The organism is Bartonella rhinolophi, assembly GCF_036576165.1.
Classification (GTDB): domain Bacteria; phylum Pseudomonadota; class Alphaproteobacteria; order Rhizobiales; family Rhizobiaceae; genus Bartonella.
On record NZ_JBAFWY010000001.1, the window covers coordinates 47,526 to 72,639 of the forward strand.

Here is a 25,114-nt window from a genome sequence, read left to right on the forward strand (position 1 = left end):
CATTCTCCCCTCTAGATTGGTTTGTAAAAGGAATTGCCTGCGTCATTACTACGATAAAATAGCATCTGATGAATTTACACTAACGTATCGCAATATACCTATCAAGTTGATTTTACGAAAAGGATAATTATAATGTCTAGAGAATACAAAAATAACTTATAAAAAATCGATTATTTTTCTTTTGATACTGGACAGAAGAGATTTTAATGTTATAACCGCACACGTTTTACATGTTCAGTAAGATGTGCCCAGATAGCTCAGTTGGTAGAGCAGCGGACTGAAAATCCGCGTGTCCGTGGTTCGAATCCGCGTCTGGGCACCATACCGCTTTTTATTGCGTATAACTTATTGATTTTATTTATGTTTTTTAAAGGTGAGGGATACGTAAATAAAGGTGAGGGAATAGGATCTTTGAACGTGCCCTTAATCAAAGGCATCTTTTTTGCTAATTTTTTCATCAATTCTTTAATTTTTGAGTCTTGTTGTGAAAGACCTGCTATTTCTGACTAAACATACTATAAATTTGACGATCAGGTGAGGGCTCTTCTTAAAGTTTTTACGGCAAGAATCAGCTTCTTTTCTAAACATCGTTTATCGCTTTTTCAGCGTATCTTAAGTGCATATGTACACCATAAACTTATTACAGATTTTGTTTTAAGAATATAAAAAACACAACAAGCTTTTTTTACAAAAATAATAAAAAAACAAATATAATCAAAATCTTACATATTTCGCAATTGCATAAGACATTAATTTACCAAAATGTAAGCCAATAATATCCAGCATTAATTACTAACTGGAGGTTAATATTATGAAACCTCGTGATTCTCGAGCTGTCGCCTCTTCTTCTTCACAAATGCAAGAAAGCGATGCTGCAAACGAGCCACTGGCAGGTGCCCGTGCAGATTTAGAAAAAAACATTTCTTCAGAAGAAGATACAGAATTCAGTCCTGAAGAATTAAAAAGTGTTATTGCAAATTTAGAGAAAGATATTGCCGATGGTCGTTGGGTAGATACTAATTATGCACGTATAGATCTCAGAATGATGCCTGCCTTGGTAGAGCAAGCAAACGAGAAATATCCAGACGTGAATCTTCGGTTAGCAAATAATCCTCATCACCTTGCTTTCCTCATGGAAAAAGCAATCGATTATAAAGTTCAATCTTCTAGATTTATAGTTAGCTCGAGGGATCGAGGAATTCATTTTGCGGTCATTGATTATAGAGCTCTTGACGAACAAAACTCCTTTATACTTTTTGAACCTACAACCTTTCATGGCGTACAACAAGACATGCTAAGAATGAGAACATTAATGGCTGTTAAATCTCGCGGATTGCCTAATTGCCATTTTTCCATGGTGGAGATGGATATTCAGCGAAGCTCCTCTGAGTGTGGAATATTTAGTTTAGCTCTTGCTAAAAAACTTTATACTGAGTCTGAACGATTAAGAAAAATGCACGAGGATAACGTTAGAGATATATTATGTGAACCAGACACGCCTTTGCCTTCTCATAAATTAGATCAGTATCTTCCCGTTACTTTTTACAAACATACGCAGGGAAAGGGACGTCTCGAAAAATATATAGAATCAAACCCAAGCGCTGTAGGTGAAAAAGTTAACAAAAAAGATGAAACTGTCTTTGAAAGATACGATAAGAACTTAGTTGCAACTAAAGAAGAGAAAGCTGTCTCTGTTTCATCGCATAAAAAGAGAATTCGTGAATATAAATCTGTTCTCACTTTGTAATTAAATAAATACTTTGTTATTATTATACTTAATTTTAGTAATATGAAATACAAAATTATCGCGTAATGTAAAAAGCTTTTTTAAACGTTCATTTTCAATTTTTCGTTATCCATTGCTTCGGATGCGTGAAAATATTGTCTACTGCGTCTACGAGGCGTGCAAATTCAAGAATAAATAAAAAGATGATGAGCGCTATCCACTTCATGAAGCGAAACATCATTTTCACACTTTGGTAGGTAACAATTATTTCTTGAAGCATTTCCTTTTCTGCATCCGTAAGCTCTCTGTGTGCTTCTCAATTTTTCTTTTAACCATATCTCCACCCACACAAACGTTCGCCCTGTTTGTTACGCTTTAAAATATCTCTTGCTAAATTCGGGCTGATGACAGTAACATCTTGTCAATCCAAACAAATCGGTATCCAACCAACACAAGAAGTTCTTTTATTTGTTACGCACCCAGCCAGAAAGCTCAACGCGCACATCTGCAAAATATGCAAAAATATTTAGAATTAGTGAAGGATGATTATTAACTGGAGAGGGAGATGGATCCTCTTTTTCAATCCCCGCCACAAAACAAACTATTGATGAGCAAATTATTGATCCGCTAGAAAAAAACTCAACCCGATAAAGGAACAATTCTTCATCTTTTAAATCGTCTGCATGCAGAAGGAAAAAATAAAAGCTTTTTTCTTTTATAACTAAATGCAGAAATTAGCTGTATTATTCTTATTATCTAATTTCATGTCATCCTTTGTTATCTTCATAACTACTTCCTTTCCCCTTTCTTAAAAAATTGTCAATTAATAAAAATTTTATAAGAAAGTTTTTATACTTTTAAAAAATACACGTAATACATGCTTTATTGTTAATATGTATGCATTATAAAAAAGCTAATTTTTGTGAATTCTGATGAAATTTTGAACGTTTATAATAACAATGAACACGCTGCTAAACCAAGACCATTCTATGATAAATTTGAAATTTTGAAAGTTCTTGAAAGCACAGAAGATGTAATAAAAACCCTTTGTATAGATAATTTAACTAAATATTGTGAAAATGTCAGCGAAGAAATTGCAAAAGCACACATGAAGGAAAATGATATTCTTCAATCCAACAGCATCGGTACTTAACTTACCTCATTTTCTCTAAAAGCTTCATTACATAGTAACCGATCTTTTTTTAGAAAATTTACAGTATATTTATAACTCTTTCATCCCTACTCAGAAGAGCGTTACAAAAACCATATCGCTCTTTTAACTAAAGGAAAATTATAAATATAAATTTCTGCAAAATCAAAAGCAAACAGTCTCTACATATGTGCATAATCCAAAAAGTTTTACTTTAATATAAATATCAACTTCTTTTTTTTAAAATATTGAAACACTTCTTAAAATATTATGTTTTTACTGGGAAAAATTAGGTTAAAGGATACTATATCCCTACTACTTAAATATGTAGAATATAGAAGCGTATAAATATCGCCACAAATCGACAAACACACGTTTTATTTTTTTAAACGTCGATTGTACAGCTTTCTCAAATACATAATTATTACTTTGAGTAGTGTATAATATAACTCTATTCAATAAAGAATCAACCTGTTCACTACACAATAAACTTATTTTAGAAACAGTAGGAGCATTAATCACAGATACTGTTTCTTGAGGAAATGGATGATTAGACGCTTTTGCAACAGAGGAAAAACTTAAAACAATAGCGCATATAGCAAAAAAATATCTTATATTCATAGCTTTATCTGTATAGTTTATTTTCAATTGTATTCACAAATTTTAACAATTTGTGTTCATTGTATTTAACAAACATTCATAATGGAGTCAACAAAATTTTACTGATATTTATATAGTATAAAAAATATTTATTAAAATAGTATTTTGAATCTAAAATATATTACATGCTATGCAGTTATCAATAAATCATCGATTACTAAAATTTAAATTAAAATATGATCAAAATGCTATAATTTTTCTTTTTTTACAAAAAACTTGCGAATTTGCAGATAGAAAAAATAACATTTTGCACAGTTTACATTCAATAAATCATCTAAATTTTCTACAAAATACCATTTTCAACAATAAAGCATAAAAATTAAATTATGCAGTTTATCAATAATATTTTTGTATTTTATCCTCGTAATAACAATATACATGAATTATATAATACTTATTTTTGAGATAAACATTTAGATAACATACAATAAGCTTTTTTTATGTGTCTGTTCTCTCTCATTAAATAAAAATAAATAAGACAGGGAGTTTTATTATTTTATCATTCCCTGTCTTTTATCCAAAATTATATTGCTGTATAAAAGCTTCATTTAAAGTCAAGATTATCCTTTCTGTGACGAAATGAGAGGAAAGGACTTCTTAACTGTAAGTGCTATAGAGGATGTAATAAACACTTTCAAAAAACCACTAATCATAAGACCTGATGAAATCGTTAAAGCTTCAAGTAAAGAAATTTCAGTAATATAAGCCATCCATGGTATTCCAAAAAGATACACAATCCCGATACCACCCACAGCATTTATCACAAATAATATAATAAAATTTAACCGATCCCAGAACAGCTCAACCATAAAACCAATAAAAAATGCAGCAACTGCAAAACCAATCAGATAGCCACCTGTAGCTCCTAAAAAAACACTAAAACCTCCACGCCCTCCAGCCAACAAAGGAAATCCAGCCGCAACCATGACAAGAAAAAGAACCGATGCTAAAGCCCCTCTTTTTGCTCCAAGTATAGATCCCGCTAACATCGGCCCCATAGACTGAGCCGTAATAGGAACTCCCATAAGAAAAGGCAAGTGAATGGGGGGGAAAAGACCTAAAACTGCATAAATAGCAGCAAATAAAGCAATATAAGTCAAATCTTTTGTATTCATGAATTATTCTCCCTCATAATCATAAATGTTTTTATCAATCATTAAACTTCATCATCAGCATCACTATCATAAGAGCGTGCATCTAAAGCTTCAGCAACCTCTGAAACCATCTTGATAGTTCGTAAAATTAGGGGCATTGCAAGAGCGAAAATATTGGTATCCAACCCGCGTGCCTTCTGTGCTTTACGAATCTGATTAAAATTTTCTACGAACAATTAGAATAAATTTTAAGAGGAAATTTATCATGTAATCACTCCTCACTTTTATCCAAAAATGTATGGCTATACAAAACCATCATTTAAAGTAAAAATTACCTTTCTCTTACGAAATGATAGGAGAGGACTTCTTAACTGCAAGCGCGACAGAAGAGGCAATCAGCACCTTTAAAAAATCACCAATTATAAAACCTGATGCAATTATTAAAGCTTTAGGTAAAGAGACTTGAAGAATATAAGCCATCCATGGTATTCCAAAAAGATACACAACCCCAATACCACCTACAGTATTTATTACAACTAACGTAATAAAATTTAATCGATGCCAAAACAACTCAACCATAAAACCAATAAAAAATGCAGCAACTGCAAAACCAATCAGATAGCCACCTCCGGCTCTTAAAAAAGCACCAAAACCTCCACTCCCTCCAGCCAACAAAGGAAATCCAGCCGCAACCATGACAAGAAAAAGAACTGATGCTAAAGCCCCTCTTTTTGCTCCAAGTATAGATCCCGCTAACATCGGCCCCATAGACTGAGCCGTAATAGGAACTCCCATAAGAAAAGGCAAGTGAATGGGGGGGAAAAGACCTAAAACTGCATAAATAGCAGCAAATAAAGCAATATAAGTCAAATCTTTTGTATTCATGAATTATTCTCCCTCATAATCATAAATGTTTTTATCAATCATTAAACTTCATCATCAGCATCACTATCATAAGAGCGTGCATCTAAAGCTTCAGCAACCTCTGAAGCCATCTTGATAGTTCGTAAAATTAGGGGCATTGCAAGAGCGAAAATATTGGTATCAAACCCACGTGCTTTCTGTGCTTCACGCACTTCATTAAATTTCTCACTAACAACTGGAATAAATCTGATTGTCATAGATAAAACCATACTAAATTTTGATGGATTTATACCAAAACACCGAAATGGTCGAAGCCCTGCCTCAATTGAAGTTACCATATCTGAAACTTTGGTTGTTAGAGAAACGAGTGAAGCTAGAAAAATAAGGGTAATCAAACGTAATATGACCTCAAATCCCGTAAGCCAATTATTAAAAATCGCTTGAAAAACAAATATAAGTACTAAAAATAAACCCGTAGATTTAAGCTGTTTTAAAATATTTTCAAAAGGAATCTTTGCAATTCTGTACAATAAAGCCACAAACAACAAAAATAATGAGAGCAAGGGTATCGATGAAACCATAATTATAATGGTTGCACAAACAGTAAGGAACACCAACTTAATTTCTGGTCTAAGCCGATGGATAAATGTGTCTTGAGGGAAATATAAACCAATCACGACATTCTGCTTATATATTCTTTAATTGCAACAGAAGGTACATCATCAACCGCTATTTCCCCCTTATCAAAAACAAGCACTCTATCAAAATCTCTGAGAAATTCCAAATCATGTGATACAACGATTGCTGTTTGTGACAACTCTTCTATAACTTGTGTAACACGGCGCTTATTTCGCAAATCAAGTAATGTCGTTGGCTCATCAAAAATAATATAATCCGGTTTCATTGCCACCACACTCGAAATGGCAACTAATTGCTTCTGTCCACCACTTAATAAATGAACCGCGTGATTTCTGAAAATTTGGAGATCATAACGCTGTAAAATCTCATCTACACGCTCCTTAATTTGATCTTTACTAAATTTTAAATTTTTGAGACCAAAAGATAAATCTTCTTCTACTAATGGCAGGACAATTTGATTATCAGGATTTTGAAAAACAAATCCTATTTTACGCTTCACTGCCTTTGCATCACGCTTTGTATCAAGCCCATCAACGCTCACAAAACCATGAGATGGTAATTGTAACCCATTTATAAGACGAACAAATGTGCTTTTTCCAGAACCATTTGCACCAATAACTGCAATTCGTCTTTCAGTAAGCTGTACATTAATATTCCTTAGGACACACAAGTCACCAAAGACTTGTGTTACATTATCGAATTTTATGATTCCCAAGACTGCCCCCAATCAATCCTTTTATCTTATCTCTTCTTATCGTTTAAGTCTATAGCACAAAAGCAAAAGTAAACACCATAGAGGAATAATAATAATTGCCAAACTCATATCAGGCATCTGCGCGGGAATATATGATTCAATGGAGGATATTCTTATTCCCACAATATTGAAAAGTTGAGCCATCAATCCATTTTTTCCAAAACCACTTACGAACATAATGCACAACAACAAAACAAGAAAACAAAGACACAGATAATTAGCGTACGGATATAAACCAAACGCATAAATAAATGGCTCCTTTCTGCCTTTATGTGCTTTTCGAAATTTTAAATGAACAATAACGATAATGAACCAAGTAATAATTGCTGCTGCAGTTGCAAGAGCCATAACACGCATAAAACTATTATCGGGGACAAGAGCATTAATAACGACAATTATCGCCGTACAAATCGATGAAAAAAGGAGAGCAACATAAGGAACACAAGCGGCACTCAGTTTACTAAAAATATGTGGTGCATTTTTTTGTATAGCTAAACTATAAAGCATACGACTATTAGAATAAATGCCACTATTGTAAACTGAAATGGCAGCCATAATAACCACAAAATTCAAAATATGACCAGCTGCAGGAATTCCTACAGTCTCAAAAATTGTAACAAAAGGGCTGCCATTCTTCCCAATCATATTCCATGGGCTTATCATCATAATAATACTCATAGAACCAATATAAAAGATCACAACTCTCCACATAACTTTACGAATAGCAGTTGGAATTGTTTTTTGTGGGTCTGATACCTCTCCAGCGGCAATGCCAATAAGCTCTGTTCCCCCAAAAGAAAACATCACCACACAAGTAGCCAAAACAACCCCCATCACACCATACGGAAAAAAACCTCCATAATCCCAAAGATGATGAATGCTTGCATGATTCCCGCTTATTCCAGTGACAATCAGAAAAACTCCAAAAATAATTACACCAACAACAGCAGCTACCTTAATTAAAGCTAAAGCAAACTCAAACTCTCCGTAAAAACGAACATTTAATAAATTAATCAATGTAACCAATACCAAAAGGATAAAGGATGACTTCCAATGATCAATCAAAACCCAATGATCAAGATAAAGCCCAATAACTGTAAGTTCTGTCATATTAACGAGAATATAAAGGAACCAATAATTCCAACCCGTTATGAAACCAGCAAACCCTCCCCAATATTTATAAGCAAAAAAACTAAACGCACCCGAAGTTGGCTCTTCTACTGACATCTCACCAAGCATACGCATGATCAAATAGATAATAAGCCCTCCGAAAAGATAAGCCAGAATAGTTGAAGGACCAGCTAATTGTATAGATTCTGTTGATCCATAAAAAAGGCCTGTTCCAATTACACCTCCTAAAGCAATCATTTGAACGTGACGATTTTGAAGGCTGCGCTTTAATTCATTGTGCTTATTCTCAATCATCATTCCTCATTACTTTTATTGGATGCAATCTAAATTTTATCAAAAAAACAAACCATGATTTTTATGTATATTTTGTAAAAAAATCACAAAAATAAATCTAAATTCATTTTTTTGTCATAACGCAACTACTTGTTTTTCCGTGTATTACTTAAATGTTCCATTAAAATGACAAGAAGAAATATGCTCCATCCTTTATTTAAATTAATAGTTTTTATTTTTGTTACACTGACGATTATAGTATCTGTCGTTGATGGAACACATAACTGTAAACGCATTACATTAGACAGTAACATCCTTCAATAAAATATTAGCAAACTTCCTACAAACAAATATCTATGATTTTAACCAGTTTATACGTAATATCATATCACCTTTCCTATCTTTAATTTGCCCCACCCTAACTTGTTTACCAGCACGGTTTCTCTTAAGCGCTTTAGCAATATGTTTTGTATCTTGAATTACGAAAAATAAGAATCTTTTCACAAAACTTCATTTATAAAGGGAAAATATATTTGATATTATAAAAATTCCTCTAAAATTCATTATGCTACATACAACCGATACACTTAGAGAACTTCACCCTATAAAAATAGGCTTGAAAGTCATTTCGTTAATAAACATAGATTAAGAACATCTAACTATGAACATACACATCACTTATAAATATTGTAGGTTACTATGTTATAAACTTTCATTTTGATAAATTTTAAATTTAAGGTATTTAATTACTAGAATTTATTCTAGAATCTTCACCTACGAAAAAGTCTGCACGAAAAAACTCAAGTAGTAAACGCAAGCAATTGCGATAAAAATTTCACATCATTGCAGTCCACTGCTTATAATATCCTGTAATATCTTGAAAAAATCCGAAAAATTCTCTTTAGAAAAAACTTGAAATCTTCAACAAAAGTACTAGATGTCTTCCCCGATAAGAGGGAATTAGAACAATAGTTTTAAAGCAAATGTAATCTTCTAAATTTAAAAATCGTTTCGTTACAGCATTACTTTTTAGATATTTCATTTAAACTTTTTCATTGGTCAGCTATCACACAAAAAAAACCTCCACAAGTTTTTCGTAATGCGCTAATTTCATTTCTAGTTCTGCCAGCCAACTTTCATCTGATATGATTTCTTACTCCGCCTTAAATGACAAAATATGTTTAATTTGGCCAAATCACTTCTCTTACTTTTACCCTATAAAAATGAGAAGGTGACTTTTATCAAACAATTGTTACACTGACCTTATCTCCATAGTATAAGTAACCGATAGCATTTCTCATTCCCCCAATAGCTTACCAAATAAACTTCCCTCTTTCTCACAAAAATCGTAGGCACCTTACTTATTTATACAAAGAGATCTTAACATCATTTATCATCCTAAAGATGCACTTTTGGTATCACCTCTAGAGTCACAGCTCTCATAAATTAAGAAAGCACTATAACATAAAAGACCAAAAATACCGTTGTCTTAACTTCTGCAAGCTCCTTCTCCTACCTCAAACGACCTTCCATATCTTATAAATCGTTAAACAAAATGTACACTTGCTTTTATGTATTGTTTTGGCTATTACCCTCGAATTGACCTTTGTCTAATCAGTGCGTAGATTTGTGCCGCATTAGCTCAGTTGGTAGAGCACATCATTCGTAATGATGGGGTCGCTGGTTCAAATCCGGCATGCGGCACCATACCTTTCAATTGCATGTATTTATTGATTTTATTTATTTTTTTATGGTGGATATGTAAATAAAGGTAAAGGAATAGGATTTTTAAATGTACACTCTATAAAGTGCATCCTTTTTTCTAAGTTTCTTCATTGATTCTTTAAGTTTTTCTGAAAGTTTGCTTATTACGACGCTAGATATTTATCCCCATTTATTTTTTTAAAAAGCTTTCGAAGGCAATTTTCTGAGCTTTCAAAAGCTTTTCATCCCCTCTCTCCTTTTTTGTATCCAATTTTGATTTTTACAATTTTTTGGCGTCAGAATCTAATTAATAAATAGTGCATTGAATAATAAAAATCATGCGTAAAACAATGAATTATTATTAATTCTTATCTAACCCTTACCTTTTTACACTTAGCGTAAAATCTCATATTAAATCACCTCCAATAAATCGGTAATAGGCTCTGCGATTTACACCGAGCAAATGACACAACATGGTGATGAATCATTTTGATTTAAGCTACGCAATTAACGAGAGCATTTTCTAAGATTCTTACTCATTAACACGGCAGTTTGCCTCACATCTCTTTTTTTGTTTCAAAATGCTTAATTTGGTGTTCTTATCTTTTAAATTTTGCATCGTCTAGCAGCAAAATAGCATCATCGAAAAACTCCAGTCTCTGAAATTCTCGTTTATATAACCCACTTCACTTATGAAAATGATCAAACTTAAGCCCTTGAGATACTTCATGCACATTGCATTAATATTTAATAATTTTCTCCATCACTTCCAATCAAACTTTAGGAAAAAAGCCTGTTTAATTTTACCAGTTTTAATTATGGTCCATCTGATTAAGATATTAACTTTAACAAAATTGGAATATCCAGAATTACTGAGCTACTATAGTCACAACCCTTATGTCTTTATTTCATAAACCACTACACGCGAGCTAACTGCATCATTACCTGAATAAAAGCTTGACGAAGTTGTTCTTCATCATGATGTTTACCATCCTTAATAACCCAATGCCCGCCAGTAATAACATGGCAAATAGGATTATGAGAGCAAGCAAAAATCCAGCGGTTAAGAATCATATCTTCAGAAGCTGTCGCAATAAAAGGATCCTCATCATTTAGAACCAATAAATCAGCGCGGTAACTAGGCTGAATCCGACCAATATTTTGCCCAAGAGCTTGTGCTCCACCACGCAATGCACTCTGATATAACACGTTTCCAATATTCGTTTCTCTAGGAAGAACTAGCCGGTTACGGCGCTGATCCTTAAGCCGTTGACCGTATTCAAACCAACGTAAATCTTCCGTTACGCTAACAGTGATATGGCTGTCTGAACCAATTCCCCAAATACCTCCTCTAGAAAGGAAACGCTGAGCTGGGAAAAGACCATCACCAAGATTAGCTTCCGTTGTCAGACAAAGACCGACAACAGCTCCAGAATCTGCAATACGATCCGTTTCCTGATCTGTAAGATGCGTTGCGTGAATCAAACACCAATTATGATCAACTGCCACATGATCGTACAACCATTCTACAGGGCGCTGACCACTCCAGACAAGACAGTCATCCACCTCTTTTTTTTGTTCTGCAATATGGATATGTATTGGCTGTGGTTCAGTATTATAATCCATTACCTGTTGAATTTGTTGTGGAGTAACCGCACGTAGTGAATGAAAACATAGACCCGTACGTTGCATGGGTTCATGAACTAATTTGCTGGTTATTTGCTCGTGGAGAACTAAGTAAGATTCTGTATCATTAATGAAACGCCTCTGACCTTGTGCAGGCTGTTGTCCTCCAAACCCAGCATGACTATAGAGCACTGGCAAAAGTGTCAATCCGATACCAGATTGACGAGCTGCTCTAGAAATCCGCAGTGCTAGTTCATCACAGTGGGGATAGGGATTACCGCTAGCATCGTGGTGCAAGTAATGAAATTCGGCTACGCAGGTGTACCCAGCTTTGAGCATTTCGACATATAAATATCGGGCGATAATTTCTAGCTGATCTGGAGTTATCTTACCAACCATGCGGTACATCAAATCCCGCCAACTCCAGAAACTATCACTTGGATCTGTAGCTACTTCCGTTAATCCAGCCATTGCACGTTGAAAAGCATGAGAATGCAAATTTGGCATACCAGGGACAACAATACCATTCAGGTGTTCTCCATCAGGTTTTGCATTAGGAACTACATCGATAATTTCCCCGTTATCAGATACATTAATTCTGACATTATCAGCCCAACCCTCAGGTAACAGTGCTTTTTTTGCAAACCAGACAGCCATATCATCACCTTATTACAATTATATATATATGTATATATACATATAATTAAACATAGAGTAAACTGAGACTATTATCCGAATGAGGATTGATTATGGTACAGAATGGCCAAGAAAAACTTATTGTTACAGATGATTCACTGAACAATCCGACTCCATTTTATGAACGAGTGAAGGCGATGATCAAAACTAAAATTCATAGCAATGTTTGGCCTGTAAATTTTCGACTTCCTTCAGAAAGTGAGCTAGTAAAGCTTTTTGGCTATAGCCGGATGACAGTAAACCGAGCCTTGCGTGAGCTGACTGCAGAAGGGTTACTTGTTCGGATGCAAGGAGTTGGTACCTTTGTAGCAGAAATACGCGGTCAGTCAGCATTACTAGAAATAAATAATATTGCTGATGAAATCGCCAGTCGTGGTCACCGACACCATGCTCGGGTATTCAGGCTTACAGAAATTAACGCAGATATTCAGCAAGCCTTCATTTTTGGAATACAGAAAGGGAGTAGCCTTTACAATTCTCTGATTTGCCATTATGGAAATGGTATCCCAGTGATGCTGGAAGATAGGCTAGTAAATACTCAGGTAGTACCTGACTATTTACAACAAGATTTTACCCGTATTACCCCTAATGCCTATCTCTCTTCTATTATTCCGATTGTTGAAGGGGAGCACATCATTGAAGCAGTAAATGTAAGCCGAGCTGAGAGTATTTATCTGGAAATCGATGAATTGACTCCCTGTTTGCTGGTCAATCGTCGAACTTGGATTGGTCATAAAGAAAAGAAAATTGTTACCAGTGTACGTCTTATCTACCCTGGTTCCCGTTATCGGCTAGAAGGAAGTATTCGTAAATGATTCGATTGATGCGTTATCAGGATTACCCTGCCATGTCATGGAAAAATGGTCAGGGAGTGACTCGAGAAGTTTATCGTTTCCCTGAAGGAATGAAAGAATATGAATGGCGTATCTCGATAGCTACTATTGCTAATTCTGGACCATTTTCCCGTTTTGATGGCTATCTTCGTAACATTAGTGTGCTGGAAGGTGGAGGGATGTACCTTATTATTAATGGTGAAAAGAGCCAACTAATCAACAGTTTTCAAGCCACAAATTTTAACGGTGAAGCCGTGGTTGATTGTCAAGTAGTAAACGGTCCACTTCTGGATTTTAATGTGATTTATCGAGCTGATCGCGTACAAGCATCTGTAGTCTGGGAAGGTGGAGGATGCTGGGACTATGAACGTGGTATACGGTTATTATTTAATGCAGGAGATAATCTGAGAGTCCAGATTGAAGGGAAAATGTTTGTATTGCAACGTTACGATTGCCTCGTAGTGGATAGTCAAGAATCACTGATGATTAGCGAATACTCTGACAAAAATGTTGCCAGAGTAACACTATTTAGCCATCCCACTTAATGAATATTCCTACGTAAAATAAGTATTAATGGCAACTCAGCGTTATTTAGAAGATTGCTCAGCGCTCCACTATGGATCAAATCGCGCACAGTATACAGACCTAGGTATAAAATTAAGTTTTGCTCTCTGAATGATGCTACTTTACATACGATCCTTAAAATGGACTCTGAAAATAATGAAACTCTAACGTTTAATAATCATAAAGCAATTCCACCTACGATATCTTAGACATTTTTCACTGCTTTCATGGCTTTACGAGCTGCAGATACACCCATACTGATATGGTTTCCTGTCCTGCATAAGTGGACACAGTATATACTGGTAGAACCTGCGAGATTACAGTCATAAGATATGATCACCATACCTAATCTGGCACTACAAAGCACAACAAAGCAGTTTGTAAAGCCATTAAATAATCATTGGTGAATCTATTAGGTCGTTCCTGTGGCGGCATTGAACTGACAATGACTATGCCAAAGCATCCAAAAACAAAAAAACTGAAGTACTATGACCATTGCCTCTTGGTAAAATAACTAGTTAATCGTTCTCCACTAAGAATAATGGATGACCTGCACACTATTAAGTTCTCTGGTAATAGTTTTTCACTGCAGTTATCAAATTAGCTAATCACGCACTACTCCATGAATTTTTAGTATACATCTACCGTAAGCTAAGAGTATACATACCAGACTTCGACAATATTTTTAGGTATCAAGAATTTCATTATCGCAAAATAGAGCACGCATTATACGAGCTGTTTCCCGTTTGCCAAAATGAGAAACATTGATGACAACGAATATCATAGCCACGAGTAATGAGCAGAGCGACATTAACCGAAGTAAATATTTCGGTATTAAATAAAGAAAAAAACAATACGAAAAGAGCAAATAATGAAATAACGTAGATCAAAATCAAACAGATTGATAATGATAGGATTCACCTTGGGTAGATTGCAGACCACTTGTCCCATCAAAAACGCCAGTAACAGCTCTATGGCTATTGATAAAGCGGCAAAGAACTATTCAAAGTAGCACTCAGTAAATAACACGAAGCGGTACCATCTTAGTAATAATGCTAATAATAATGAAACTTGCATCTCAATTTATATTGCGGTTCATTAATGCTTATCACCTGTTGAAGAATATTCAAAAACCAGTCTAAATTTTCCTACATGAATCATCAACAACCTAGCCAATCAATGGCTATTTGTTGCACCTAAAAGAAACCACAGCCTAGCCTCTGCATTCAGTTTTGTCGTAAAGAGTTATTTAACATCAATCTCTCGAAAACTAAGTTTACAATACCCTCAACCTTCATCAATAAAATCTGCCAATAAAAAGCATTTACGGTATATTCAGCAGTTCCTCAATGGCAATATGTGAGCCCAAACGTCCCTATGTTGCAATACAGTAGTGATCTAATTTCATCCAGTTTTATTGCCTCATTGATCGTAAGATACCATAAGATGACTTTGCTCATTGCCCACTAGATACGTGAAACTCATTTTAGAGCTATGAAAAACATCTGGCTATTGATTACATCAAGACAAGTTATCTCCAATAATGCTCCAGAACATTGGCAAGTCCTCGACTTAGGAACACCATTAAATATAACTGTCATAATAGCAATATTATAAAAGACGTTGCTATGGGAAATAATTTGATGCTCTAAGTTATATAACCAATGCAGCTGCGTAATTGCACGATATCTATTTGATGGATTGCTTCTTCAAGCAAACTCTATCCTGCTACAAATTTTACTAGACCATTGATTATCCCCAGTGGGATCTTTTTTTTCACAGCCATTATAGACAGACTAACAGTATATTTTCCCCCTTTGTGTTTTTAAATTCAAGCCATTTACTCCTTACCCCCACTGCAACCACAATGCTGGTTACATTTTAGAAAGTAATCATTTTCATGTACTATACGTTTGATGGATATTCCTCACTGAACAACAAGATAGCGTATAAAATATATATATGTAATATTATCAAATGCGCAACGTGCACTATCTGTACCGTTTATCACTCATTTCTGTTTTGTTTTTGACTTAAATTATTATTTAGATGATTTTTGTTTTCTATCTAAATGGAGGCAATCATGCTTTTTTAGCATTTTAAATTGTAGAAAAACAAAAGCAGTGAATATTTTTTAAAAAATTTTTTGCAACAAAATAATATTATATGTATATACAAGTACAGCTTATAGCATAAAATAAGTATTAACGTAACAAGTAACAATCCATATTTAAGGAGGTAAGGTGGTCATGAACAAGCAAACAAACCGTTTTCGTGATGTTGAGATCCGCTCCCCACACGGTTCTACACTGAATGCCAAAAGTTGGCTGACAGAAGCTCCACTACGTATGTTGATGAATAACCTCGACCCAGATGTAGCCGAAAACCCGAAAGAACTGGTAGTATACGGTGGCATAGGTAAAGCTGCTAGAAATTGGGACTGTTACGACAAAATTGTAGAGACTCTCAAACAACTTGAAGATGATGAAACGCTACTGATTCAGTCAGGTAAACCAGTGGGAGTATTCAAAACACATCGTGATGCACCGCGGGTATTAATTGCTAACTCCAATCTGGTGCCTCACTGGGCAAATTGGAAACATTTTAACGAGCTGGATGCTAAAGGGCTGGCAATGTATGGCCAAATGACTGCTGGTTCATGGATCTATATCGGAAGTCAAGGAATTGTGCAAGGAACCTATGAAACCTTTGTGGAGGCTGGTCGTCAGCACTATAACGGTAGCCTGCGTGGACGCTGGGTACTAACAGCAGGTCTAGGTGGTATGGGCGGAGCACAGCCTTTGGCTGCAACCTTAGCTGGTGCCAGCTCACTAAATATTGAATGTCAGCAATCGCGCATCGATTTTCGCCTGCGCACAAGATATGTTGATGAACAGGCTAAAGATCTAAACGATGCACTAGAACGATTAAAACGCTATACTGCTAAGGGAGAAGCAAGATCTATTGCCTTGCACGGTAATGCATCTGAAATATTACCTGAGCTAGTTCGTCGTGGTATACGACCTGATTTGGTAACTGATCAGACCAGTGCCCATGATCCACTAAATGGTTATTTGCCAGCAGGCTGGGATTGGGAAACTTACCGCGCCAAGGCTAAATTAGAACCAAATGAGGTAATCCAAGCTGCTAAGGAATCAATGGCTCTACATGTGAAAGCTATGCTTGATTTCCATGCTCAGGGAATTCCAGTATTTGATTACGGTAATAATATTCGCCAAATGGCCAAAGAGATGGGAATCGAAAATGCCTTTGATTTTCCAGGTTTTGTGCCTGCTTATATTCGTCCGCTGTTCTGTCGTGGCATAGGCCCATTCCGTTGGGCCGCTCTTTCTGGAGATCCGGAAGATATTTACCGTACCGATGCTAAAGTTAAAGAACTGATTCCTGACGATAAGCATTTGCATCATTGGCTGGATATGGCTCGAGAACGTATCAGCTTCCAAGGGTTACCAGCGCGCATTTGTTGGGTAGGACTTGGTCAGCGTGCTCGTCTAGGTCTAGCGTTTAACGAAATGGTACGTACTGGAGAACTTTCAGCACCTATTGTTATTGGCCGTGACCATTTAGATTCTGGCTCTGTTGCCAGTCCGAACCGTGAAACTGAATCTATGCGAGACGGCTCTGATGCAGTCTCTGACTGGCCACTGTTGAATGCGTTGCTGAACACTGCTAGTGGGGCTACATGGGTCTCTTTGCACCACGGTGGTGGAGTTGGTATGGGCTTCTCCCAACACTCAGGGGTGGTTATTGTCTGCGATGGTACTGATGAAGCTGCTGAACGTATTGCTCGGGTGCTGAGTAACGATCCTGCTACTGGAGTAATGCGCCATGCAGATGCTGGTTACGACATCGCTATCAAATGCGCCCAAGAAAAAGGTCTAAATCTGCCAATGATTACTGGCTAATGTAGATTATTGAATTTTTCCGTCAATCAACGTGTGGTTAAAACCACACGTTTAACGGTAGCGGAGTACCATTATGAGTAATAACAGCTATATAGAAACCCATTCTATTGAGCCGATTCCAGACAGCAAGCGCTATGGTAACATCTTCAGTCAGTTCACTTTGTGGATGGGGGTTAACTTGCAAATTACCGCCGTTATTACAGGTGCTTTAGCGATTGTCTTTGGTGGTGATGTTTTCTGGTCTCTGATAGGACTAGCTATCGGTCAGGTAACTGGTGGGGTAGTTATGGCACTTCATGCAGTGCAAGGGCCAAAATTAGGTATTCCACAAATGATAAGCAGTCAAGCACAGTTTGGTGTCTACGGTGCCTGTCTACCTGTTTTGCTGGTATGCTTGATGTATCTGGGCTTTATTGCAACTGGAGTCATACTCTCTGGACAAGCAATCTCTACACTATTTGGTATTTCGGAAAACAGCGGTATTCTGCTCTTCACTGTTGCAACATTAATTGTTGCTTATGTAGGCTACCGTCTTATTCATGTATTGGGAAAGCTTGCTAGCCTGATCGGTATTATCGCCTTTGTCTATCTGTTTTGGAAAATTAGTACTCTCCACCCTCTTACTGAATTGATAACCGTACAACCTTTTCGCTGGAGTACATTTTTAACAGCTGTTGGGTTATCTGCTTCATGGCAAATTACTTTTGGTCCTTATGTCGCTGATTATTCAAGATATTTGCCTCGTAATACATCACCATACAAAGTCTTTTATGCAGTGGGTGGTGGTTCGGTGATTGGCGCTCAGACTGCAATGACTATGGGAGTGTTGGCAGCAACAATTTTCCAAAACAAATTTATGGGACACGAAGTGGACTATATTGTAAGTCTAGGTGGAACTGGAGCGGTGGCTATCGTGCTCTACTTAAGTATCGTTTTCGGAAAACTGACCGTCAACACGCTGAATGCATACAGCGGCCTGATGTGCCTAACAATAGTGTACAGTTATATTAGCAGAAAGGGAAAAGTCAGCCAGTGGGAGCGGTTTATGATGCTAGTAGCGATTATTGTCGTAGCCACTGGAGCAGCGCTCCTTGGACAACATACCTTTTTAATCGCATTCAAATCTTTCCTGTTCTTTCTGCTTACATTTTTAACTCCTTGGAGCGCCATAAACCTAGTGGATTACTATTTTTTTAACCACCGAGCTATCGATATTGCTGCTCTTAATGATCCCAAAGGAAAATACCGAGCTTGGAATTTTACTGGTTTCGGAGTTTATATTCTAGGAGTAATCGTACAGATCCCGTTTATCAATAATGTTTTTTACAGTGGCCCAATGGTGGAAATCCTTGGTAATGTAGATATTTCGTGGATTATCGGACTGGTAATCCCTGCAGTTATCTATTACAACTTACGCAAACACCAATCCACTAACTATTAAAGAGGTTTTTCATGTATACAATTTGGCAACATTGCCAGATAGCTACTATGGTTGGTGGTCATTACAACCTGATTCAAAATGGCGCAATGCTAACTCAGGATTCTACTATTATGTGGGTGGGGGAGGCAAATGCCGTACCAGATTTCCCCGTTTCACGACAGATAGATCTCCATGGGAATCTGGTTACTCCAGGGCTAGTGGATTGCCATACCCATGCAGTATTTGGTGGCAACCGTGGAAAAGAATTTGAGCAGCGCTTACAAGGGGTAAGTTATGCAGATATTGCCGCTGCAGGTGGCGGAATTGCTAGTACAGTACGTGCTACTCGTGCTGCCAATGAACAACAATTACAGAATAGTGCTAGTCGGCGAATCAATGCCCTGCGTCAAGATGGTATTACAGCACTGGAAATTAAATCTGGATATGGTCTTGATCTTGAGAGTGAGCGCAAAATGCTGCGCGTGATTCGTCAGATTGGTGATACAATGCCATTAACTGTGCGTAGTACCTGTCTTGCTGCCCATGCTGTGCCACCAGAATATCAACAACGAACAGACGATTGGATTGACTATATTTGTCAAAAATTATTACCGGAGTTACATAAAGAAGGACTGATAGATGCAGTGGATGCCTTCTGTGAACATCTAGCATTTACAACAGCTCAGGTTGAAAGGGTATTTCAGGCTGCACAATCACTGGGATTACCAGTAAAACTTCATGCAGAGCAACTCTCATTACAGCACGGCGCCGCTCTTGCAGCACAATATCACGCTTTATCTGCTGATCATCTTGAATATCTTTGTGAGCAAGATATTGCTCTGATGGCAAAACATGGCACTGTAGCCGTATTGCTGCCAGGAGCATATTACTTTTTGCAAGAAACTCAAAAGCCACCACTGGATTTATTAAGACAATACCATATCCCCATAGCGATCTCCACGGATATGAACCCTGGAACCTCTCCCGTGCTTTCGTTGCGTCTGATAATGAATATGGCATGTACCTTATTCAGGATGACACCAGAAGAAGCTCTAGCTGGAGTAACTCTATTTGCAGCTCAGGCTCTGGGTTTAGAAGCAGTGTGTGGCTCACTGGAAAAAGGCAAAGAAGCTAACTTTGTTGTCTGGGATGCAGAACATCCAGCAGAATTAAGTTACTGGCTCGGAGGTACATTATCAAAACAGGTTATTTATCGAGGGAAGGAAGTTTATCATGACTGAACCATATAAATTATCCCAAGGAACAATTCCACTTTTGGTGAGTATGCCTCATCCTGGTACAGAGTTAACCTCGCATGTTGCGGCAGGACTAACCCCACGGGGTCAGCGTTTAGAGGATACTGATTGGCATATTCCTCAGCTTTATCAGGTTGTTGCAGATATGGGAGCCAGCATGCTGAGTGCTAATTATTCTCGCTACGTAGTGGATCTTAATCGTCCTTCAGATGATAAGCCGCTTTATAGCACTGCTACTACAGGATTATTTACTGATATTTTTTTTGATGGAGAACCACTATTTACCCCACAAGGTAAGCCAGATCAGCTTGCAAAAGAAAAGATTCTAAAAACAATTTGGCAGCCTTATCATGATGCACTAGCCAATGAATTAGCGCGATTACGGGATAAATTTGGCTATGTACTGTTGTGGGATGCACATTCAATAAAATCAGTGGTGCCGCGGTTATTTGAGGGGCGACTGCCAGATCTTAATTTTGGTACTGCGGATGGAACCAGTTGTGACCCTACTCTGAGTCAAATATTGCTGAATCTTTGTAAAAATCTCCCTCTAGGTATCCCACAATACAGTTATGTATTGAATGGGCGCTTCAAAGGAGGATATATCACACGCCATTATGGTAATCCTGAACGGCATATTCATGCAGTTCAATTAGAAATGGCTCAGTGTATTTACATGGATGAAACAACCTTTTCTTGGCTTCCTACACCAGCAGCTCAGGTACAAAAATTACTTAAGGTTCTCATTACAGCAGCACTCGACTGGGGGAAACAACGTTATCATGACTCTATTGAATAAATTTCATTTTTTGAAATTTAGACATTAATGCCTATTAGATAGATGTGTTTTACTTAAAGAAAAGAACCGTTACACAAAGAACCATATCTAAGAGATTGAAATTAGCTTAGACGTGAAGTGAAGAAGCTGAAAGAATACTATAAAAGTCCCAATTTTTATGCTGAAAAAATTTAAATTATTACCCTAACTTTCACAGCTAGATACATAAAAAACTTGTAGTTGATAAAAGAAAGTTTACGACTAATTTTTTTCATTGTGTAAAATTATAAGCAACATCTTCTAAAATTTCTAGCTATGCGAAAAAATAATTAGCTGGCTCCTCGTACAAATAATAAAGTTTATTGTCTATAAAATTGATAAAAGCTGAAAAAATAATAATGACTAATCCAGTTTATAACTATTTTGTACTATTTTATAGAGATACGATACAAAGTGACAATGTTGCATCAATTTATAATTACTCTGCCTGCCTACACAAATTGTGAGATAAAAAAAGCTATTAATTTTACAAAATCGCTGCTTGCTCAATAAATCCAATTATACTTGGTATATTGGATTTTTTATGACTAAATCTGAGCTACCACTATATCAAAAAAGTAGTGGTGGATTCGCTGTATTTTAAAAGACCAAATATGATGTAAATATCCTCCCTAAAAAAGGTACTTCATCAATCTTTATCTATATTTAGAGCAGTATACTAGATTTAACTACCTGAACACAGAGTGATACACTTATTCCAAGGGAATACAGATGATCTGATAAAAAGAAAAGGTTTCAGCGCAAAGCTCAAATGTGAATCAGCCCAGCTGACAAATTATACTGTTATTGAGTTACCAGAATCATGACTACTAGGCTTTTTATGATAATACGCTAGATAAACTAGCAACATGATGAATATTAGAACAAAACACCAGCAGCATTCCATTATATACAAACAGACTAAAATATGTGAACTGAGAAAAAACTTTAACATCATATTGAAATAGAAAATGAAATATTGGTATTTTTGATGTCAGAGTTTCTGAACAATTCTCCTTAATCACAAAAACTTAGGATACTAGCCTTCTCTCATGCTGATGAATGAGCTGAAGCTCATCAATTGTTAGCAACCTGTGTACCATTATAAACAAAAAATCAGGGACATGTCACTATCGTTGAAATTATCTTGATCTGTCAGTGCAATCACAAGACAAAATTTGGCGTAGTGTGAGGATATGAATTTTATTTTAAAAAGTCAGCACTAAACTTATCTTATAATAGTGCCTGATCTATTTTCTAGAAAGTTGGTTAGCAATCAAGCAATATGCTATCACTGACAAATAAGATAACAAAAACAACACTGACAATAGCTTAATAAATCTTGCTGAGATAATATTCTAGAGCTGCTAGTTGTAAATATTTTAGTAAGAAATACCATTCACTTTTAGAGATTTTCCGATACAATGAACGTATTTATTTATGGAAATTAGCATATATAGAATCTGATTCATTAAACATTCAATCATCTCCGTCCTGAAATCTATAAAGCTGGTTGCACAATTAAGGATATTTGCCGTTAAGCTTGGATCTTTTAAGCTTCATACCACAAATAAAAAGTCAAATGAGATAAATTTTCCTAAAGAAAATCTTACCCATTCCTATAAAATTTACCGTAAGCATCATAAAGAATATTTTCAATTATTTAGCTAATATTTAGCCAGCCTTCTTTTATTGCCAATATAAACAGCAAAAAATGTAACAGGATCAATCGATTTTAATGTTTCAGAATGAATTGTGTCTATTATTCGTTAACAATCTTTTACATAAAGTCACTTTCTTTTTGCTCTTAACCTTTGTTCCCTTTTCCAGATTGTTTATGTGGATCTCTTTACATACCAGAAATAGTTTTAATTCTTCAGCACTGGACACTTTTTATCACTACAACCTTTATTCTCTCCGATCTGATCCCTCTTCCTCACCAATCTTTGGTAAAAAATCAGATCAAAAATAAATTGAGCTGAAAACTAAACCATTCTAGCTATTCCACCATTGTATTTTACTATCTTTACCCTTATTAATAGCTTCTGCTACAGAGATATAAATACATTCTTTATCAACACCACTTTTTTATAATCCATTGCATTTTGCATCAATTATACAACCTCTTTGGTAATTTTTTTCCATAGAAATTCCCCTTATGCTACCCTTGTACATCTTAATCGAAGAGATGAATTTAAACGAAAATAAATAGCATAAGACATACCTTCTTATGATAAAACCCCTGTTGAACCAGCAATAACGCTACACCACCATCTTGAGTAAAACCTCGTACTTTAAATTTCACAAATAGACAACACTCAATACACAGGACGCCTCCCCTCCAATAAAACCGTACATAATTCTTCATGGGTAAGATTTTGCTTTAAATATCTCCTATGAAAAAAGAACACAAAGCTTTACACTCTTTTTAGCTTGCCATAGCCATTGCTTGTGAGCGATGAACTTTAAGCTTTTGGACGTGCTGGTGTGCTTCTTTGGTTTTCTGAATGATGCCCGTAACTTCCTCTGCTTGAACTAATGATATGCCAATGCTATCAGCTATTTTAGCATAATCATTTTCATTGATTGCTTTATAATCACTTGGTGAGAGACGATCTTTAACTTTACTCATAAAATCAGTGAGCTCTTTTTGAAGTACGATAGAAGATATTAAAGCTTCTTGTTGTGCTTCTTTTGACATGGTAAGAACACTTAGCAGCTGTTCACTTGGCATTTTTACCGTTTGTTCGCAACGCATTCTTTCTGTTTCATGTTTTTGAAGCGTTGCCATCTTAACAAAACTTACAGCATCTGCATAATCTTCAATTGCTTCGCTGAGTTGCGAAACATGTCCTTTAGCCTGTCTGCGCGCAGAATTTTTTACGCCTAACCGTTTAATCCCCGCAAGCTTAGAAATAGATTGAGGAGAACTTGCAATCTGGTCAGCAACCTCCTTGTGTGAACTTGGATCTACGTTAATCTTATCCACATATTGGCTCAGTATTCCTGGATTGCCATAGACCACTTTCGACAAACGCTGAATTTCTTTTTTATTTGATTGAACAAGGAGATCTGTTGTAACGACTTCAAAAATTTCCTCTCTGGTCAAAGGAGGGACTTCCTTTCTTGGTATGAGAATATTTTCAAGGTTTTTATCCATTAATGCTTCAGATTTGTGGCGTTTCATAATGAGAATCTTTCTTCTTGAATAAGCGTATTTTGCACTCATTCCATGGTTTCAATGCAAATAAAATACAAAATGATAATTATCGTGCTCATTTTTGGATATTTTATGACAAAATACTCTTCATTATACACATTATGAATGATAATGTACTGTCATCTTCTACTAAAATAGTGATTAAAAACTCGCAGGCGCTCTTCAGTATTATATTTAATGATAATGCCATTGGGAATAACATTAACCCAAAGATTGTAAGTAGATATTGTATTCAGGATTTTCCGAAACTATGCAACGCAGTTTACCGATATAGTTAAATGTTGGTTCTAAAAAGATATGGCTACGCAATAAAGAATACATCTTTCTTTACTCAACTTTACAATTTTCAAAAGCAACCAGACCAATCATCCAGTAAGTGGAGATTGCAAGTAGTTTTACGTTTTAACTTTTCTCGTTCTTTGATAAAATCACACCCTGTACGAACAACAATACTACTCCACTGCTCAGCTAATTTGTGTATTTTTTTCAAGAATATATACCTGCTACCATCTAACACCATTTCTCGATACCATCTATGGATGATATCGCATAACACCCACGCGATATCCCCTTACGCTTGTACAACCTGTAAGCCAGCACTCCTATTATATTTTCCGACAGCTAATGTTGTAACTACTCTTGCACTTAAACGGTTTATAGCTCCCCCCACAGCCAATCCACCTAAAAACCGCATCTTGTCAACTTATCCATGAACTCACCTTTCAGCTCGCTGATAAAAAACACTCTGTTGCCAAAAAACA

16 protein-coding genes, 2 tRNA genes and 2 pseudogenes are annotated in these 25,114 nt (G+C 36.1%); 10 read left to right on the forward strand and 10 right to left on the reverse strand.

Features of this window, described 5'->3' with window-relative positions; translation table 11 throughout:
• The first annotated feature begins 246 nt into the window (after window positions 1-246).
• Together V5N67_RS00165 and V5N67_RS00170 are read left to right on the forward strand one after the other, a co-directional pair.
• Window positions 247-322: transfer RNA gene (locus V5N67_RS00165), tRNA-Phe, on the forward strand.
• A 489-nt stretch (window positions 323-811) separates the two neighbouring features.
• Entirely contained in the window at window positions 812-1,747 is a 936-nt protein-coding gene (locus V5N67_RS00170; RefSeq protein WP_332059691.1) for a YopJ/AvrA family T3SS effector serine/threonine acetyltransferase, read from the forward strand.
• Window positions 1,748-1,841: 94 nt separating this feature from the next.
• Here the strand turns inward: V5N67_RS00170 and V5N67_RS00175 are convergent.
• Window positions 1,842-2,062, reverse strand: a pseudogene (locus V5N67_RS00175) (hypothetical protein).
• 586 nt (window positions 2,063-2,648) lie between these two features.
• On the opposite strand from V5N67_RS00175, the gene V5N67_RS00180 reads away from it, so the two are divergent.
• A complete protein-coding gene (locus V5N67_RS00180) occupies window positions 2,649-2,879 on the forward strand; it encodes a hypothetical protein (protein ID WP_332059693.1) in 231 nt (76 codons plus the stop codon).
• Window positions 2,880-4,096: 1,217 nt separating this feature from the next.
• Here V5N67_RS00180 and V5N67_RS00185 read toward each other — a convergent pair.
• The 6 genes and pseudogenes from V5N67_RS00185 to V5N67_RS00210 form a co-directional block, all read right to left on the reverse strand.
• Entirely contained in the window at window positions 4,097-4,651 is a 555-nt protein-coding gene (locus V5N67_RS00185) for a biotin transporter BioY (protein ID WP_332059694.1), read from the reverse strand.
• Window positions 4,652-4,692: 41 nt separating this feature from the next.
• A pseudogene (locus V5N67_RS00190) lies at window positions 4,693-4,857 on the reverse strand (energy-coupling factor transporter transmembrane component T); the annotation flags it as partial.
• 115 nt (window positions 4,858-4,972) lie between these two features.
• Window positions 4,973-5,515, reverse strand: a complete 543-nt coding sequence (locus tag V5N67_RS00195) for a biotin transporter BioY (protein ID WP_332059695.1) — start codon at window positions 5,513-5,515, stop codon at window positions 4,973-4,975.
• 41 nt (window positions 5,516-5,556) lie between these two features.
• Window positions 5,557-6,171 (reverse strand): energy-coupling factor transporter transmembrane component T family protein, encoded by a 615-nt coding sequence (locus tag V5N67_RS00200; RefSeq protein WP_332059696.1) that lies wholly within the window; start codon window positions 6,169-6,171, stop codon window positions 5,557-5,559.
• Complete coding sequence (locus tag V5N67_RS00205; protein ID WP_332059698.1) at window positions 6,168-6,848, reverse strand: energy-coupling factor ABC transporter ATP-binding protein; 681 nt, start codon at window positions 6,846-6,848, stop codon at window positions 6,168-6,170. The genes V5N67_RS00200 and V5N67_RS00205 overlap by 4 nt, the downstream gene beginning before the upstream one ends.
• 36 nt (window positions 6,849-6,884) lie before the next feature.
• Window positions 6,885-8,315 carry an amino acid permease gene (locus tag V5N67_RS00210; RefSeq protein WP_442879214.1) on the reverse strand — a complete coding sequence of 477 codons (1,431 nt, stop codon included), beginning with the start codon at window positions 8,313-8,315 and terminating at the stop codon, window positions 6,885-6,887.
• Window positions 8,316-9,922: 1,607 nt separating this feature from the next.
• On the opposite strand from V5N67_RS00210, the gene V5N67_RS00215 reads away from it, so the two are divergent.
• Window positions 9,923-9,998, forward strand: a tRNA-Thr gene (locus tag V5N67_RS00215).
• 915 nt (window positions 9,999-10,913) lie between these two features.
• On the opposite strand, the gene V5N67_RS00220 is transcribed toward V5N67_RS00215, so the two are convergent.
• Window positions 10,914-12,278 carry a formimidoylglutamate deiminase gene (locus tag V5N67_RS00220; RefSeq protein WP_332059700.1) on the reverse strand — a complete coding sequence of 455 codons (1,365 nt, stop codon included), beginning with the start codon at window positions 12,276-12,278 and terminating at the stop codon, window positions 10,914-10,916.
• A gap of 92 nt (window positions 12,279-12,370) precedes the next feature.
• Here V5N67_RS00220 and hutC point away from each other — a divergent pair, with 92 nt between their 5' ends.
• The 6 genes from hutC to hutG all read left to right on the forward strand — a co-directional run bounded on the left by hutC (window position 12,371) and on the right by hutG (window position 21,115).
• The gene (hutC, locus tag V5N67_RS00225; protein WP_332059701.1) at window positions 12,371-13,132 is read left to right on the forward strand and encodes a histidine utilization transcriptional repressor HutC; all 762 of its coding nucleotides are present in this window, start codon (window positions 12,371-12,373) and stop codon (window positions 13,130-13,132) included.
• Between the two features lie 8 nt (window positions 13,133-13,140).
• Window positions 13,141-13,695 carry a HutD/Ves family protein gene (locus V5N67_RS00230; RefSeq protein WP_332060281.1) on the forward strand — a complete coding sequence of 185 codons (555 nt, stop codon included), beginning with the start codon at window positions 13,141-13,143 and terminating at the stop codon, window positions 13,693-13,695.
• 2,268 nt (window positions 13,696-15,963) lie between these two features.
• Window positions 15,964-17,640, forward strand: coding sequence for a urocanate hydratase (hutU, locus tag V5N67_RS00235; protein ID WP_332059702.1), 1,677 nt, complete (start codon window positions 15,964-15,966; stop codon window positions 17,638-17,640).
• A 73-nt stretch (window positions 17,641-17,713) separates the two neighbouring features.
• Window positions 17,714-19,081 (forward strand): purine-cytosine permease family protein, encoded by a 1,368-nt coding sequence (locus V5N67_RS00240; protein ID WP_332059704.1) that lies wholly within the window; start codon window positions 17,714-17,716, stop codon window positions 19,079-19,081.
• A gap of 11 nt (window positions 19,082-19,092) precedes the next feature.
• Window positions 19,093-20,301, forward strand: coding sequence for an imidazolonepropionase (gene hutI / locus V5N67_RS00245; RefSeq protein ID WP_332059706.1), 1,209 nt, complete (start codon window positions 19,093-19,095; stop codon window positions 20,299-20,301).
• The gene (gene hutG / locus V5N67_RS00250; RefSeq protein ID WP_332059707.1) at window positions 20,294-21,115 is read left to right on the forward strand and encodes an N-formylglutamate deformylase; all 822 of its coding nucleotides are present in this window, start codon (window positions 20,294-20,296) and stop codon (window positions 21,113-21,115) included. The genes hutI and hutG overlap by 8 nt, the downstream gene beginning before the upstream one ends.
• Before the next feature lie 2,446 nt (window positions 21,116-23,561).
• Here hutG and V5N67_RS00255 read toward each other — a convergent pair.
• Entirely contained in the window at window positions 23,562-24,320 is a 759-nt protein-coding gene (locus V5N67_RS00255; protein ID WP_332059709.1) for a BID domain-containing T4SS effector, read from the reverse strand.
• Between the two features lie 604 nt (window positions 24,321-24,924).
• Window positions 24,925-25,047, reverse strand: a complete 123-nt coding sequence (locus tag V5N67_RS00260; RefSeq protein WP_332059710.1) for a hypothetical protein — start codon at window positions 25,045-25,047, stop codon at window positions 24,925-24,927.
• Window positions 25,048-25,114 lie beyond the last annotated feature (67 nt).